The organism is Mycetocola saprophilus (assembly GCF_000718085.1).
In the GTDB taxonomy this organism is placed as follows: domain Bacteria; phylum Actinomycetota; class Actinomycetes; order Actinomycetales; family Microbacteriaceae; genus Mycetocola; species Mycetocola saprophilus.
This window is the reverse complement of sequence record NZ_JOEC01000001.1, coordinates 184861-199923: the sequence shown is the minus strand read 5'-3', so window position 1 is coordinate 199923 and position 15063 is coordinate 184861. Positions and strand designations below refer to the sequence as shown.

10 protein-coding genes are annotated in these 15063 nt (G+C 66.9%); 2 read left to right on the top strand and 8 right to left on the bottom strand.

The window, feature by feature from the left end; genetic code table 11:
- Nucleotide 1: 1 nt before the first annotated feature.
- From IE92_RS0100865 to IE92_RS0100840, 6 genes are all read right to left on the bottom strand, one after another.
- Nucleotides 2-1186: a putative T7SS-secreted protein gene (locus tag IE92_RS0100865; RefSeq protein WP_030142990.1), complete on the bottom strand. Its 1185-nt coding sequence runs from the start codon at nt 1184-1186 to the stop codon at nt 2-4.
- Nucleotides 1186-1662: a hypothetical protein gene (locus tag IE92_RS0100860; RefSeq protein ID WP_156027347.1), complete on the bottom strand. Its 477-nt coding sequence runs from the start codon at nt 1660-1662 to the stop codon at nt 1186-1188. The genes IE92_RS0100865 and IE92_RS0100860 overlap by 1 nt, the downstream gene beginning before the upstream one ends.
- A 166-nt stretch (nt 1663-1828) precedes the next feature.
- Nucleotides 1829-2350, bottom strand: coding sequence for an adenine phosphoribosyltransferase (locus IE92_RS0100855; protein WP_051701448.1), 522 nt, complete (start codon nt 2348-2350; stop codon nt 1829-1831).
- 5 nt (nt 2351-2355) lie between these two features.
- Nucleotides 2356-2724 carry an FKBP-type peptidyl-prolyl cis-trans isomerase gene (locus IE92_RS0100850; RefSeq protein WP_030142987.1) on the bottom strand — a complete coding sequence of 123 codons (369 nt, stop codon included), beginning with the start codon at nt 2722-2724 and terminating at the stop codon, nt 2356-2358.
- Between the two features lie 61 nt (nt 2725-2785).
- A complete protein-coding gene (locus IE92_RS0100845) occupies nt 2786-4228 on the bottom strand; it encodes an aspartate ammonia-lyase (RefSeq protein WP_030142986.1) in 1443 nt (480 codons plus the stop codon).
- A 214-nt stretch (nt 4229-4442) separates the two neighbouring features.
- Nucleotides 4443-5885 carry an NCS2 family permease gene (locus IE92_RS0100840; protein WP_030142985.1) on the bottom strand — a complete coding sequence of 481 codons (1443 nt, stop codon included), beginning with the start codon at nt 5883-5885 and terminating at the stop codon, nt 4443-4445.
- 101 nt (nt 5886-5986) lie between these two features.
- Here IE92_RS0100840 and IE92_RS0100835 point away from each other — a divergent pair, with 101 nt between their 5' ends.
- Nucleotides 5987-7339: a uracil-xanthine permease family protein gene (locus tag IE92_RS0100835; RefSeq protein WP_051701447.1), complete on the top strand. Its 1353-nt coding sequence runs from the start codon at nt 5987-5989 to the stop codon at nt 7337-7339.
- Nucleotides 7340-7417: 78 nt separating this feature from the next.
- Here IE92_RS0100835 and IE92_RS0100830 read toward each other — a convergent pair whose 3' ends face one another.
- Entirely contained in the window at nt 7418-10039 is a 2622-nt protein-coding gene (locus IE92_RS0100830; protein WP_030142983.1) for a glycoside hydrolase family 97 N-terminal domain-containing protein, read from the bottom strand.
- A gap of 90 nt (nt 10040-10129) precedes the next feature.
- Nucleotides 10130-12343: an alpha-galactosidase gene (locus IE92_RS0100825; protein WP_030142982.1), complete on the bottom strand. Its 2214-nt coding sequence runs from the start codon at nt 12341-12343 to the stop codon at nt 10130-10132.
- A 123-nt stretch (nt 12344-12466) separates the two neighbouring features.
- Here IE92_RS0100825 and IE92_RS0100820 point away from each other — a divergent pair, with 123 nt between their 5' ends.
- On the top strand, nt 12467-15028 hold the full coding sequence (locus IE92_RS0100820; RefSeq protein ID WP_030142981.1) for a glycoside hydrolase family 97 catalytic domain-containing protein: 2562 nt from the start codon (nt 12467-12469) through the stop codon (nt 15026-15028).
- Nucleotides 15029-15063 lie beyond the last annotated feature (35 nt).

Below are 15063 nucleotides of genomic sequence, written 5' to 3'. Positions count from 1 at the left end.
GTTACGGAACCCGTTTCAAGATGACGCCGATGATTTTGATGGAGACCCCGTTCAGGGTCGCGGTTGCCGGGGAGCCCGGGCTGACGATTCCGTCGAAAATCCGCTGGCTGGAGGTCAACCGGGCACCGCCGCTCTTGACCTCTATTGCCGTATAGGTGCCGTCGGCATTGCGAATCAGCCCGTCGTAATAGCGACCGTTGGGGTTACCCCCGGGCACCGTCGAGCGGATCTTCCGATCGATCACATCCGCACCCTGGTCCGTTCCGACCTCGGCAAGCCCCTGACGCTCCTTATCGCTTGCTGGGCCATTTGCCCCGCCGTTGTTGCCGGTGTAGTGCCCGGCCTCGTCGCGTTTATCGCCGCGGTCGATGCCCGAGCTTTCCCAGATCACGACGCCGGCGCTGCCGGTAGCGTCGGTCACCAGGCTGCCGATGCCGGCTCCGATCAGGCCCGCCCCGGCCCCGATCGCCCCGGCGGATGCGATGTTCAGCGGGATTCCGCCCACCGCCCCGATGCCGGTGACATCCAGGGCACCGCCGCCGACCTCCCCGGCGATCCCCACCACGAGTAAACCGAGTCCGATCCCCGCCTCGGTGAGCGCCGCCGGATCCTCCATGGCCGCGTTTCCGACCGAGCCCACCGCGTTGACGCCGTCCCGGAGTCCACTCAGCATCATCTCGCCGATCAGGCCCCCGGCTGCCGTGAGCGCGGGCCAAAATGTGTCGGTGGAGGCCACCCGGTCGGCAAGGCCGGTCAGGGTTTGGGCGCAGATGTTGGCGTCCTCGGCGACACGCGCCTGGATGTCCTCCAGCAGTGCCTGCGCCTCGTCATCGGGCGCGGGCTCGGCCACCTGCGCCGCAGCTTCCGGGGCGGCGGCCACCCGCGCGCGTGCCCATTCCAGGGTGTCGGTGTATTGTTCGAGCGCGTTCGCCCCGGCCAAGGTCTGTGTTTCGGCGGCACGCCAGCGCCGGGGATACGGCGCAAACTTGGCGGTGAAGGCATCCGCCGACTCGCCCTCCCATACGGCCTCGGTGCTGATCCGCTCCAGGAGGACGGCCGTTTCTCCGGCCGAAGTCGCATGGGCACGCCAGTCCTCGATGACCCGGCGCAGTCCCGCCGGATCCCCGGGGATCAGGACCTCGGGATCCCGAGATTCGGCGAGTGTCACATCCGGCTGCTCGGACACTAGCCGCGCCGCCCCGAGGAGTCTTCGCCCGCGGTACCGGGGACCGTGGTCCCAGGGTCGGCAGCACCGAGGCCGGTACCACCGGGCGCAGCGGCATCGGGCACCGCGATGCCCGGCGTGAATGGTGAGCGCCCGCCCTGCTCTGCCGGTACCCCCGCCGGCGCTCCCGGTGCGCGCGAAAGCATCAGTCCCTGAAGGATCGCCCGCACCGATGTGTCCACGGCCTGTTCATGGGTGTCGAAGTGCTCGGCCGTCAGCAGGATGCGCCCGCGGAACTCCTCGGCATCGGCTCGCAGCCGGGCCAAATCTTCGGTAAAAGCCCGGGCAAAACGTGCACCGGCGCGGGAGAGGTCGGGGTCTCCGCCGCGCGCAGGGATCGCGAATTCGCCGTCCGAGACCGCAGCGGCATCGCCGATTCTGGTGCCCAGGTTTTTGATCCCCGCGGCGTCGATATAGATGCGCTGTGCCATACTCATCACCACCCTCCCTGGAATCAGAGTAGGGACCGGTATGGCATCGGGGAACCCAGATAACCCTGGGCATCTGCTTGATGTTCAGGCACGTCGATCCGTGCGTAGCGGGGCCGTGGACACACAAAACGAGCCCCGCCCGAAGGCGAGGCTCGTTTTGAAGGTGAAAACCCTATTCGCTCATGATCGCGTGCAGCGGGTAACCCGCCAGACGCTCCCGACCGGTCATATCGGCCAGTTCCAGCACCAGACCAAACCCGGCAACCACGTAGCCGGCGCGCTCAATCAGGCGACCGGACGCGTGGCAGGAGCCACCGGTTGCGAGCACATCATCGAGGATGAGTACCCGGCTGCCCTCGGGCAGCTGCCCGGGACGCAGTTCAAGCGACGCGGTGCCGTACTCCAGCTGGTAATCCTCACGGATCACCTCACCGGGCAGCTTGCCGGCCTTACGCACCGCGATCAGCGGGGTGTTGGTGGCGTAGGCAAGCGCCGAGGACAGCAGGAATCCGCGTGCTTCCACACCGGCTACAGCATCGAACTGGCCGGCAAAGCGCTCGGCAAACTCGTCGATGACCGCGCGGAACGCGTCCGCGTGGCTGAAGACCGGGGTGAGGTCACGAAACAGGATACCCGGCTTGGGAAAGTCGGGAATGGTGACGCTGTGCGCGAGCACCAGATCGGCGGCGGTCAAGGTGCTTACTTCACACCCAGCAGGTCGATCACGAAGATCAGGGTCTGGCCCGAGAGCTGGTGACCCGAACCGGCGGGGCCGTAGGCCAGGTGCGGCGGCACGGTCAGCTGGCGGCGGCCGCCAACCTTCATGCCGGGGATACCTTCCTGCCAACCCGAGATGAGGTTGCGCAGGGGGAAGTTGATGGACTGTCCACGGCTCCAGGAGGAGTCGAACTCCTCGCCGGAGTCGAACGAGACGCCGAGGTAGTGAACGTCAACGGTCGAGGAGGCCTGAGCCTCATCGCCGGTGCCGACCTCGAGGTCAACGATCTGCAGTTCGGTGGGCGCGGGACCGACGGGAGCGTCGATTTCAGGCTTGGTGTTGTTGGTCATGGGTTAATCAAACCGCGTCCGGCCCGGATTTCAAAACCCGAACCGGACGCGGCACATGAACTTAAGCGGTCGGCGAAATGATCGGGATCGCGCTGGTGATGGCCTCCATACCCGACAGACGAGCCGGAGCGATCTGCTTGGTCACCTCTTCACGAGTCATCAGCCCCGCCTCGACCACCAGGTCGGCGACGTTGCGACCGGTCAGCAGGGCGGTCTTGGCCAGCGCCGCGGCGGCGGCATAACCGATGAACGGGGTCAGTGCGGTGACCACACCCACCGAGGTCCCCACCATGGTTTCCAGGCGCTCCTCGTTGGCGGTGATGCCGTCGATGCAGTTGATCCGCAGGGTGTTGCAGGCCTGCGCCATCCAGGTGATCGACTGCAGCAGCGAGTGCGCGATCACCGGCTCAAACGCGTTGAGCTGCAGCTGGCCACCCTCAACCGCCATGGTGACGGTCATATCCGCGCCGACCACCGAGAACGCGACCTGGTTGACGACCTCGGGGATGACGGGGTTGACCTTGCCCGGCATGATCGAGGATCCCGCCTGACGCGCGGGCAGGTTGATCTCGCCGAGACCCGCCTGCGGACCCGAGGAGAGCAGACGCAGATCGTTGCAGATCTTGGAGAGCTTCACGGCCGAACGCTTGAGCGTGCCCGAGAAGGACATGAATCCGCCCACATCCGAGGTGGACTCGACCAGGTCCGGGGCGGTGGAGAGCCCCAGGTCGGTGATCTCGTTGAGGTGACGCACCACCACGCCGGCATAGCGCGGATCCGCGGTGATGCCGGTGCCAATGGCGGTAGCCCCGAGGTTGATCTCGGCCAGCAGCGGCAGGGTTTCGCGCAGGCGGTCGTAGTCCTCGCCGAGGGTCGTGGCGAACCCATGGAATTCCTGGCCCAGGGTCATCGGCACGGCGTCCTGCAGCTGGGTACGTCCCACCTTGAGCACGTGGTTGAACTCGCTCCCCTTGGCGGTGAAGGATGCACGCAGCGCCTTGAGCTCGGTCAGCAGGGTCTGCAGCGAGAAGGCCAGCGCGATCTTGATCGAGGTCGGGTAGACGTCGTTGGTGGACTGGCTGCGGTTGGTGTGATCGATCGGCGAGAGGTAGGCGTAGTCGCCCTTCTCCCGACCGGCCAGTTCGAGCGCGATGTTGGTGATGACCTCGTTCGCGTTCATATTGGTGGAGGTGCCGGCACCGCCCTGGATCACGCCCACGCAGAACTGGTCGTGGTACTCGCCATCGAGTACCTTCTGGCACGCACGAACGATCAGGTCACCCTTCTCGGCCGAGAGCGTGCCCAGCTCCATGTTGGCCCGGGCCGCCGCCTGCTTAACCGCCGCGAGACCGTTGACCAGGTCCGGATACACCGAGATGGGTCGCTTGGTGATCGCGAAGTTTTCCAGGGCCCGGGCGGTGTGAACGCCCCAGTAGGCGTCGACCGGGATCTCGACCGAACCGAGGGAATCGGTTTCGGTGCGGGTGGCGTTGGTGGTGGTCATGTTATTCCTTGCTCCATATCTGCGGGATACCGCGCGATAGTCACTGTGGCGTCGTTGCCCTCCGGTGTGGGAGAGGGTGATGGCTCAAGCCTAGCCCGCGAAAACACCGGCTCGCCCGACCCGACGCGGAAAGCTCCTGAACCCCCAGACAATATTCCGTTAAACACACACGGCGAGGAAACAAAGGTGTCCTCGCCGTGTGTGTTGTTCGGATTTAGCCGATCAGAGCCTCGATCGGTCCGCGGGCGAAGAACACCACAAAGCCGGCCGCGACGATCCACAGCAGCGGGCTGATGGTGCGGATCTTGCCGGCCAGGGCGTGCAGCACAACCCAGGAGACAAAGCCCACGCCGATACCGTTGGCGATCGAGTAGGTCATCGGCATCACGGTGATGGTCAGGAAGACCGGCAGCGCGACCGTGTACTCGGTCCAGTCGATCTCCTTGATCTGGCTGATCATCATGGCACCCACGATCACCAGCATGGCCGAGGCCACCTCGGAGGGCACCAGCTGGGTCAGCGGGGTGAAGAACACGGCCAGCAGGAAGAGCAGACCGGTGACCACGTTGGCCAGACCCGTGCGCGCACCCTCGCCGATTCCGGCACCGGACTCCACAAACACGGTGTTGGAGGAACCCGAGGTCACACCACCGGCGATCGCTCCGACGCCCTCAACCACCAGGGCCGACTTCAGACGCGGGAAGTTGCCCTTCTCATCGGCCAGTCCGGCCTCCTTGGACAGACCGGTCATGGTGCCCATCGCGTCGAAGAAGTTCGAGAAGACCAGGGTGAAGACCACCATGATGCCGGCCAGGATGCCCAGGCGCTCGAAACCGCCGAAGCTGAAGGCGCCGATCAGGCTAAAGTCGGGCAGCGAGACCAGGCTGCCGGTGACCTCGGGCACGGTGAGGCCCCAGCCGCCGGGGTTCGGCTTGCCGTCCACGAAGGCCGGGCCGAGCTTGAAGATCGCCTCGGCGATGATCGCCAGCACGGTGCTGACAACCAGGCCGATCAGCAGCGCGCCGCGCACCTTGCGGGCGACCAGGATTCCGGTCAGCAGCAGGGCGATGACAAACATGATGGTCGGAACGGTCGTGATCGATCCGTCTTTGCCGAGGCCCACCGGGGGCGAACCCAGGCCGGTCGAGGTCACAAAGCCCGCGTTCACAAAACCGATGAACGCGATAAAGAGGCCGATACCCACCGAGATGGCCACCTTGAGCTGCACCGGAACGGCGTCGAAGATCATCCGGCGCAGGCCGGTCACGGCCAACAGCACGATGATCACACCGTTGATGACCACGAGACCCATGGCCTCGGACCAGGTGACCTGGCCCACGACACTCACGGCCAGGAACGAGTTGATCCCGAGGCCCGCGGCGAAACCGAAGGGCAGACGAGCCACCACACCAAAGAGGATGGTCATCACACCGGCGGTCAGGGCGGTGACCGCGCTGACCTGGGCGAAGTCCAGGGCCTTACCGGCGATATCGGGGTGACCGGAGAGAATAATCGGGTTCAGAACCACGATGTAGGCCATGGTGACAAAGGTCACCAGACCGCCGCGGATTTCCGCGCCGAAGGAGGAACCTCGCTTGGTTACCTCAAAAAACCTGTCGATCTTGCTCTTGACGCTGGATGCGTTCTCTGAGGCCACTGGCGGGCGCTCCTCTCAAAAAGTTTGTCTGTGAAATAGCATAGAGTGTTGCCAGGTCTGTTGACGACACGCGATACCCTACCCTCCCTGAAAGTGAATACATGGCCCTCCCTTGGACCCTGCATGGCGACGGAAAAACCGTTCAGCCCCGCGAAATTGTTGCCCCCGGCGAACGCCTGAGCTGGCCCCGCACCATCGGAATCGGCGCCCAGCACGTTATTGCAATGTTTGGTGCGACGTTCCTCGTCCCCGTGTTGACCGGGTTCCCGCCGAGCACCACCATCCTCTTCTCGGGTATCGGAACCATCCTGTTCCTGCTCATCACCAAGAACAAGCTTCCCAGCTACCTCGGCTCCTCGTTCGCGTTTATCGCCCCGGTTCAGGCGGCGGTGGCCAGCCACGGCCAGGAGAGCGCACTGTTTGGCATCGTGGTGGTGGGTCTGACCCTGGCGCTGATCGGTCTGCTGGTCAACTGGACCGGTGTGGGCTGGATCAATAAGCTCATGCCCCCGGTTGTTGCCGGAACCATCGTCGCGCTGATCGGTTTTGCCCTGGGCCCGGCGGCCTGGATGAACGCCGAAAAGGCCCCGATCACCGCGCTGGTCACCCTGTTCGCGGTGGTCCTCTCGACCGTGCTGTTCAAGGGCATCCTCGGTCGCCTCTCGATCTTCATCGGCGTGATCGTCGGCTACGTCTTCGCCGTGTTCCGTGGCGAGATCGACTTCAAGGCCGTGGGCGAGGCCGCCTGGATCGGACTGCCCGACCTGCACCTGCCCGGCAACCCGTTCCTGGACTCCGGGCTGTGGACCGTGCTGCCGGCCTTCATCCCCGTGGTGCTTGTGCTGATCGCCGAGAACGTGGGCCACATCCGCGGCGTCGCCGAGATGGTGGACCAGCCCAAGCTCAATAAGCTCACCGGCCGCGCCCTCTTCGCCGACGGCCTGGCCACCATCGTTGCCGGTTCCGGCGGCGGTTCGGCCACCACAACCTACGGCGAGAACATCGGTGTGATGGCCGCAACCCGGATCTACTCGACCGCCGCCTACTGGGTGGCCGGTATCGTGGCGATCCTGCTGAGCCTCTCCCCCAAGATCGGCGCGATCATCACCACGATCCCCGCCGGTGTCCTCGGTGGCGTGACCACCGCACTGTACGGTCTGATCGGTATCGTCGGCGTGAAGATCTGGCTGGACAATAAGGTCGACTTCTCGCTGCCCAAGAACCAGTTCACCGCGGCCACCGCGCTGATCGTGGCCGTGGGACAGTTTGTCTTCACCTTCGACGGCATCTCGTTCAACTCGATCGCCCTGGGCGCGATCGCCGCCATCGTGATCTACCACGTGATGAACGTGCTGGGTCGCTGGCGCGGCACCGACGGTGAGGATGCCTCGCCGCTGATCGGTGGCACCGAGGCCCCGGCCGCCTCGGGCAAGGACGCGGGCACAGCCGCGTAGCACCATCCCGCCACACACAGGAACCCCCGCCGAGCTACTCGGCGGGGGTTCCCGTTTTCAGCGGCGAACCGGATCGTGCTACTGGCGCACGTCCAGGCGTTCGAGCCCGGCAATCGCGCCGCCGTCGGCGCGCTGCACGCTCACCGCGTTGGCCCCGACGCCGAGCGGCAGGTACACGGTCTGCGTCCCCACGTGCCCGGCCCCACCGGTCGCGGGCAGGGTGATCGGCACCACGGTCCCGTTCACCACCACCTTGGCCGAGATCGCGGTGGCCGCCGAGTAGCGGATCTGCGCGGTTGTGGATCCGGCATTTACTGCGTTCACACTCGCGCTACCCGAGGACAGCGCGTAACCGGACACCACGGTCACCCGATCGAAGTCCGGCGCATAGCCACCGACGGCCCCGATCACCACGGTGTTATTGCCCGCGTTCAGCTGAACCGGCACATCGACCGTGCGGACGATCTCCCATCCGCTCGGCTTGCCGTCGTTGCCCTTACCCGAGCGCGGCGGGGAGACCGTCTGCGCCGAGCCCGCGTTGACCTTCACGGTGAAGGAGCGCGGGTCCTCGGAGAGATAGCCGACCCGCAGCGTGTAGGTTCCGGCCAAGGCGACCTGAAGGTTCGGGAAGCTCAGCGTCGCCGATCCCCCCATGCTGCCCACCTTGTTGCCACCCGAGCAGCCCGGGCAGGCGGCGATCTGGGCGCCGCCCGCACGCACAGCGGCGGATCCCTCGGCCTCGATCACGCGGTCGGCGGTCCCGAACATCGCCAGCGGGGTCTTGGACACATGCACCGAGACGCCGCCGTGCAGGCGCAGCGGAATACTCAGCGTGGTGCCCGCAGTCACCGTCTGGGTGCTCAGCGCGATGCTGCGATCATCCGCGCCGTCGGCGAAGATGGTCGCGGTGTAGGATCCCGAGCCCAGGAAGCTCAGCGGGATCGTGGCGGTACGGGCCTTATCGGTGACCGATCCGATGAACCAGTCGTCCCCGCTGCGTCGAGCCAGGGTCGCGTAGTCGCCGGGGAAGCCCTCGATCAGCTTGGTCTGATCCCACACGCTGGGGATCGCGCGTAGCAGGTGACGGCCAACCCAGGTTTCATACGCGGCGTTGGAGTCCGCATAGTGTGCCATCGCCGAGGCGGTCACCACGCCGAGTGCCAGCTGGTGGGCGTGGGTCGTGAGCAGGGATCCGATCGAGAAGGTGATCGGGGTCATGTCCATGCCGCCGATCACGTTGCGGGTGAACGGGTAGGTGGCCGAGTCCTTGGCCGTGGGCGGGCGGCCATACTTATACTGCTCGTTACCGAGCACGGCCTCGCTGGTGATGATCTGCGGATAGGTGCGGTTCTCCCCCGCCGGCTTGGTGGAACCGTGGAAGTTCACCAACACGTGGGAGGTTCCGGCGGCCTTCGAAATGCGATCGTAGAGCGCGATGGTTTCGGCTCGGTCCGACTGCATGAAGTCGATCTTGACCCCGGAAACCCCGCGGTTCTTCACGTTCTGCATGACCTGGTTGACCTGGGCCTGGGTGAAGTAGCTACCGTCGGCGTTGGTGAAGTCGCCCTTGTGCATCCAGATGAAGATGCCCACGCCGCGCTCCTTGCCGTAGGCGGCCAGGTATTCCACGTCGCCGTTGGTGTTGTTGTAACAGCAGTCCACGGTCACGTAGCGCACCCCGAGCTCCTCGGCGGAGTCGATATAGGACTGCTGGGACAGGCGCATGTTGTCGCCCTCGCCCGCCTTTTCCTCATTTGACCACCAGGACCAGAGTGCGGCCCCCGGTTCGACCCAGGAGCTGTCGGTCCCGGCCGCCGGATCGGGGTTGAGGTCGGTGACCATCGAGCTCACGGTGACCTTTTCCAGCTGCGAGCTGGCAATCACCACGCGCCACGGGGTCTGCACCGCACCGTTCACGGGCACCGCCACGGCCGAGGCCGCGGTGTTGAACACGTTGTTGTCGGGTCCGGGCAGCTGGGCGTTCAGGGTGCGGTTGTTGTTGCCGTTCGCATCGAGTCGGATCGCCGGATAGAAGTCGTTGTTGTAGACGGCGGCCTCGGTGATCAGCGCCCAGGAGGCGTTATCGCGCAGGCTGGCCAGCACCGGCATCGAGAACTTCTTGGTGCCCATCTGGGTCGAGGAGACATACGGGTAGCTGTCCTCGTAGTCCTTGGCCTCGCGATAGGGGCTGGCCCAGAGCCCGGTCCCCGCGGGGAGCGCAAACTTGGTGGCCTCGCGGGTCAGCGTGGTCTGGCCCACGCCGGCGACCCGGTAGCGGAAGGCTACCCCGTCGTTCTGGGCGCGGGCGGTGATTTCCAGGGTGGCCGCGCCCTTGCGATAGGTCAGGGTCATCTCGTTGGCGTCCGAGGTGATCGGGCCGTTGGTCCGGGCCACCAGCGAGTACTCCTGGTGCACGGCGCGGGTGGTCACCGAGTCAAAATTCAGTCCGGTGCTGAGGTCCGCAGCCGCGGTCACCAGCCCCAGGGCCGAGGAATCGATCACGCTCTGGCCGTTCTGGGCGACGCTGTAGTTCAGCGCGCCGCCGGTGGCCTCGGTCACCACGAGCGAGGTGTTGCCGTCCGGGGAGGTGACCGTATAGGCCCCTCCGACGGCGGCTGCGGGAAGCGATCCGAGCGGGATCGCGGCCCCCGCAAGCAGCAGTGCGCCGCTCGCGAGGGCAACAAGACGATGTTGTTTCATGCTTCCTCCTGTCGGTCGACGCGCCATCGCGTCGACACTCAGGAGTAAACCGAATTTAATTCACATCGTCAAGTAACAGTTTGATCTCGGTTAGGCGCGAACCAGGTCGAACAGCAGCGCGTTTCCCGGGTTGAGCAGGGGCAACGGGACCCCCGTCACACCAAGCACAAACCCCGAGAGGATCGGCACCGACTCCCCCGTGGGCAACCACTCGGGATCCGCCACCTGATGCGCCTGCGCGGGTCCCACCTCGCGCCGAATCGCCACCCGATAACGCGCCTCGGGATCCAGGCCCGGGAAGCGAACACGCGGGGTGTGGGCCATCGCGCTGGTCGCAAAACGCTCCCATGCATAGATCGCCCGCGCCCCATCCGATGCGACAACTCCGTGCAGCGCGGCCCCCGCATCCAGCCCGTCGGCGTGCACCGAGGTGCCCGCGTGCAGGACCGGACGCAGCTCGCGATACAGCGCGGTCCAGGCGGTCAGCATCGTGCGCTCCTCGGGGGTGCACGAGGTGATGTCCCATTCGATTCCGGCGTGACCAAACAGCGCGGTGATCAGCCGGTACGGCAGCGCGATCGAGCGGTGCGTGGTGTGCGCCTCCTCGGGCCCCACGTGCACCCCGATCACCTCGGGTGGCAGCAGCGCCGCGGTCCAGCGGTGGATCCATCGTCGCTCGATCGGATCATTGGTATCCGAGGCCCACACCCGCTGCGCGCGGCCCATGACCCCCAGGTCCACCCGAGCCCCGCCGCTCGCGCATGATTCCAGCTCCAGCTCGGGGAACTCGGCCCGCAGCTCGGCAAACATCCGGTACAGCGCCCGGGTCTGCTCGTGGACCCGGACGGTGCCGGTGGTGCGGTCGATCGCCGCGTGCAGCTCGCGGTTGTGATCCCACTTGATGAAGTCGATGCCGCACTCCCGCACCAGGGCCGAGATCCGGTCATAGATGAAGCGATAGGCCTCGGGATGCGCGATGTTCAGGACGTGCTGGTGACGCCAACTCCGGCCGAGCTGGCGCTCGTCGGCGAGGATCCACTCGGGATGCGCGCGCGCCAGATCCGAGTCCAGGTTGATCATCTCGGGCTCAAACCACAGCCCAAACTCCAGGCCCAGACCGTGCACATGCGCGGCGAGCTTGCCCAGCCCGCCGGGCCAGATTCCCTCGTCCACAAACCAGTCGCCGAGGCCTGCGGTGTCGTCGCGTCGCCCGCGGAACCAGCCATCATCCAGCACAAATCGCTCAACCCCGATCTCGGCCGCGGTATCGGCCAGGCGCGCCAGGGTCTCGAAATTCTGGTCGAAGTACACCGCTTCCCAGGTGTTGAGCACCAGCGGACGCGGCTTCTCCGGGTGCGCGGCCAGGGCGCGCGAATAGGCGTGGAAGCGGGCGCTGATGCCGTCGATTCCCGCGTCTGACCAGGTAAAGAGCACCTCGGGCGAGACGTAGCGCTCCCCCGCCCGCAGCCGGATTTCGCCGGGTTCCAGCAGCTCACCGCCGCCGATTAGCGAGGTGAGCGCGCCGGCCCCCTCGGGCAGGCGATCCACGCGCTGTTCGAGGGATCCCGACCACGCCACGTGGGTGGCCCAGATCTCTCCGCTGCGGTTCTCGAAGCCCGGGGTGCCGAGCAGGGTGAGGTAGGCGGCGTCGTGTCCGGGGCGTCCACGATGCGTGGCGCGCACGTGACCGCCGTCGCTCAGCGGCGTGCGCTGCGGGCGGCGCTCCCCGCTCCAACGGCCGGTGAAGTCGAGGATTTCGCGGGCACGCTCGGGTACCGGCAGCAGGGCGCGCACGGCACCGAGCGCGAGGATCGAGTCCGCCGGGTCCTCGGCGAGCAAGCTCACCCCGTCCGCCGATCCATCGGCGCCCAGCGGCGACTCCGCAGCGACCAGCTCAAACCGCACGGCCAGCACCCCTGCCGGGCTCAGCTCATAGTTCGCCACCACCTCCAGGCCGGTTGCCGCCTCGCGCAGCCAGAATCGGGCCAACCGGGTATCGCTCTCCACCCGCAGCAGTTCAAACCGGGTCGCGCTGCGCCCGCCGCGGGCCGCCTCGATCCCCGGGACCCCGGACCAGCCGTCGGACTGGGCGGGCAGGATCCCGAGCCGCCGTGGCTGATCGAAGGAACTGTTGACCACCGCGGGGAGCGCGGTCGCGCGCAGGTCCTCCAGGGCGTGGGCATCCCCGGCGGGAATGGCCTCCCCCCAGTGGATCACCGCGGGGAGCTCATCCCCCACCACGTCGAGGACCACGCTGACCCCGGCCGCGGACAGGTGAATGGGCGAAGCAGGTGTGTTGTTCATGCAGACTTCCTCATCTGGCACATCGTTCGTGCATACTTGACATCGTGAATTAATAATGTCTACACTCAACCAACAACGCAACCGTGTAATCCGGATTCCCCGCGAAAAGGACCCCGATCAACGATGATCACAAGCACCTCCCCTCTCCCCACCCCCGTCGCCGTCACCGAGCTGGTCGAGGGTGACCTCACCGCGACCCTGACCCACGACGGGGAACGCCTGCTGCTGAGCGCAACCCACAACGGCGCCCCGGCGATCGACCCGATCGAACTGGGCATCACCGTCAACGGCGAGGCCCTCACCGGCACCGGCGAGATCACCGGCATCCACCAGGAGCGGATCGCCGAGACCTACACCGCCTATACCGGCAAGGCCACCGGAACCCGCACCGTGGACCACGCCGAGCGACACATCGAACTGCGTTCCCCGCGCGGCACCGAGTGGACCCTCATCCTGCGCCTGGGTCACGACGGTCTGGCCTTCCGCTACCAGATCGGCACCGCCGGCGCGGTTCCCGCCGACACCCTGACCCTGGGTACCGAGCTGACCCGGATCTCGCTCGAGGGTGCCGAGCGCACCTGGGTACTCGACTACCAGACCTGGTACGAAACCCCGCGCGTGGGCGTGGATCTCGCCGACCTCGCCCCGGGAGACTATGGGTTCCCGCTGCTGGTCTCGCGCCCCGGGGGCGCACACGTCCTCTGGAGCGAATCCGACATCGACGCCACCAACTCGGGCGCCCACCCGGTGTTCACCCGCGAGGGCGGACCCGCTCTGCTGGTCACCCCGGCGGATCCCACACTCTCGATCCTGGCCGGACACCGCACCCCGTGGCGGGTCGCGATCATCGGATCCCTGGCCCAGGTTGTCGCCTCGACCCTGGTGGATGACCTCGCCCCCGCACCCAGCGGCCCGATCACCGCGCCGCGGCCGGGACGTGCGGCCTGGTCCTGGTGGTCAAGCCAGTACTCCGGTGCCTACCTCTCCGACCAGAAGCGCTTCACCGAGTACGCCGCCGAGCAGGGCTGGGAGCACGTACTGGTGGACTGCGGCTGGGACGAAACCTGGGTCCCCGAGCTGGTCGCCTTCGCCGCCGCCCGCGGCATTCAGGTGCACCTGTGGAGCTCCTGGTCCGACCTCGACGGTGCCGAGGCGCTGAGCAAGCTTGAGCGCTGGCGCAACTGGGGTGTGGCCGGAATCAAGGTGGACTTCATGGAGTCCGAGGGCAACCGCCGCTACCGCTGGTACGACGCGATCCTGCGCGAGAGCGCGCGGGTGGGCCTGATGGTCAACTTCCACGGCTCGGTGATCCCCCGCGGCTGGGCCAAGACCTACCCGCACGTGGTCTCCTATGAGGGCATTCGCGGGGCCGAATACTACGTGTTCTACGGCAATCCACTCTCGGCCGCACACAATGTGATCCAGCCCTTCACCCGCAACGTGGTTGGCGCGATGGACTACACCCCGGTCACCTTCAGCGCCCCCGAGCGCGAAACCAGCGACGGCCACGAGCTGGCTCTCGGGATCGTCTATGAGTCGGGGATCACCCACTTTGCCGATGATCCCGACCGCTACCGCGAGCGTCCGCTGGCTAACCGCTTCCTGGCCGAGCTGCCGGCAACCTGGCACGAAACCCGCCTGCTCGGCGGCGACCCCGACAGCCACGCGCTGATCGCCCGCCGGCACGGCGACGCCTGGTATCTGGGGGCCATCGCGACGGGTGCCGCACGCACGCTGAGCCTGCCGATCGGCGAGCTCACGGCGGGCGGTCCGGCCGCCGGCAATCCCGCAGCCGGGAACGCCGCGGCCGGCGCACAGCCGGGAGCCGCGCTGGATATTTGGCTGGTCACCGACGGTCCCGACAACACCCTCGAGGAGACACTGCTGAGCGCCCACGACGGCGAGGCGATCGACGTCCCGGTTGCCACCAACGGCGGATTTGTGGCCATCGCGGTCCCCGCCGGTACCCCGCTGCTGCGGGCGAAGCCGCGAACGGTGCTTCCCGAACCGACCGTGGAACCCCGGGTGGCCGCCATCACCGCCGGCGGCACCGCGACCCTGCACACCGAGCCCGGCGCTCGCATCCGCATCACCCCGGGCTGGTCGGCGCTGCCCGCGGGCGACAATGAGCGCGCCTGGACCATCACCGCCCCGGCCTCGGCGAGCGCCGGAGACACCGGGGTCGTGACCGTCGAGCTGCCCGGGACCGACGGTGTCCCGCGCACCGCCCACGCCCGCTTTGTCCTGCCGTTCGGGGAGGGTGAGCACCCGCTCTCGGATGCACCCTTCCTCTCCTGCCACAACGAGGTCGGGCCGGTGGAACGCAACGAGTCCAACGGCGGGGGTGATCCCCACGATGGCACCACGCTGACCGTCGCCGGAACCGCCTATCCGTCCGGGCTCGGCGTCTCCCACAACTCCGCGGTCACCTTCTACCTGGGTGGTTCGGCCTCCACGCTATTCACCGCGGTCGCCGTGGATGACGAAACCCCCGATGCCGCCGCCCAGGTTTCGATCGAGATCGACGGCACCGAGCACACCCGGCTCACCCTCCGCTCGGGTGAGGCACCCCACGACCTGGAGATTCCGGTCGCCGGTGCTCACACCCTCACCCTGCGCACCCAGCCCCTCGATGGAGCGGCCACGGCCCACATCGACTGGCTGAACCCGCGCCTCCAGTCCTAACCCTCCCCCAGTGTTCCATCCCTCCCGCCCCCGGG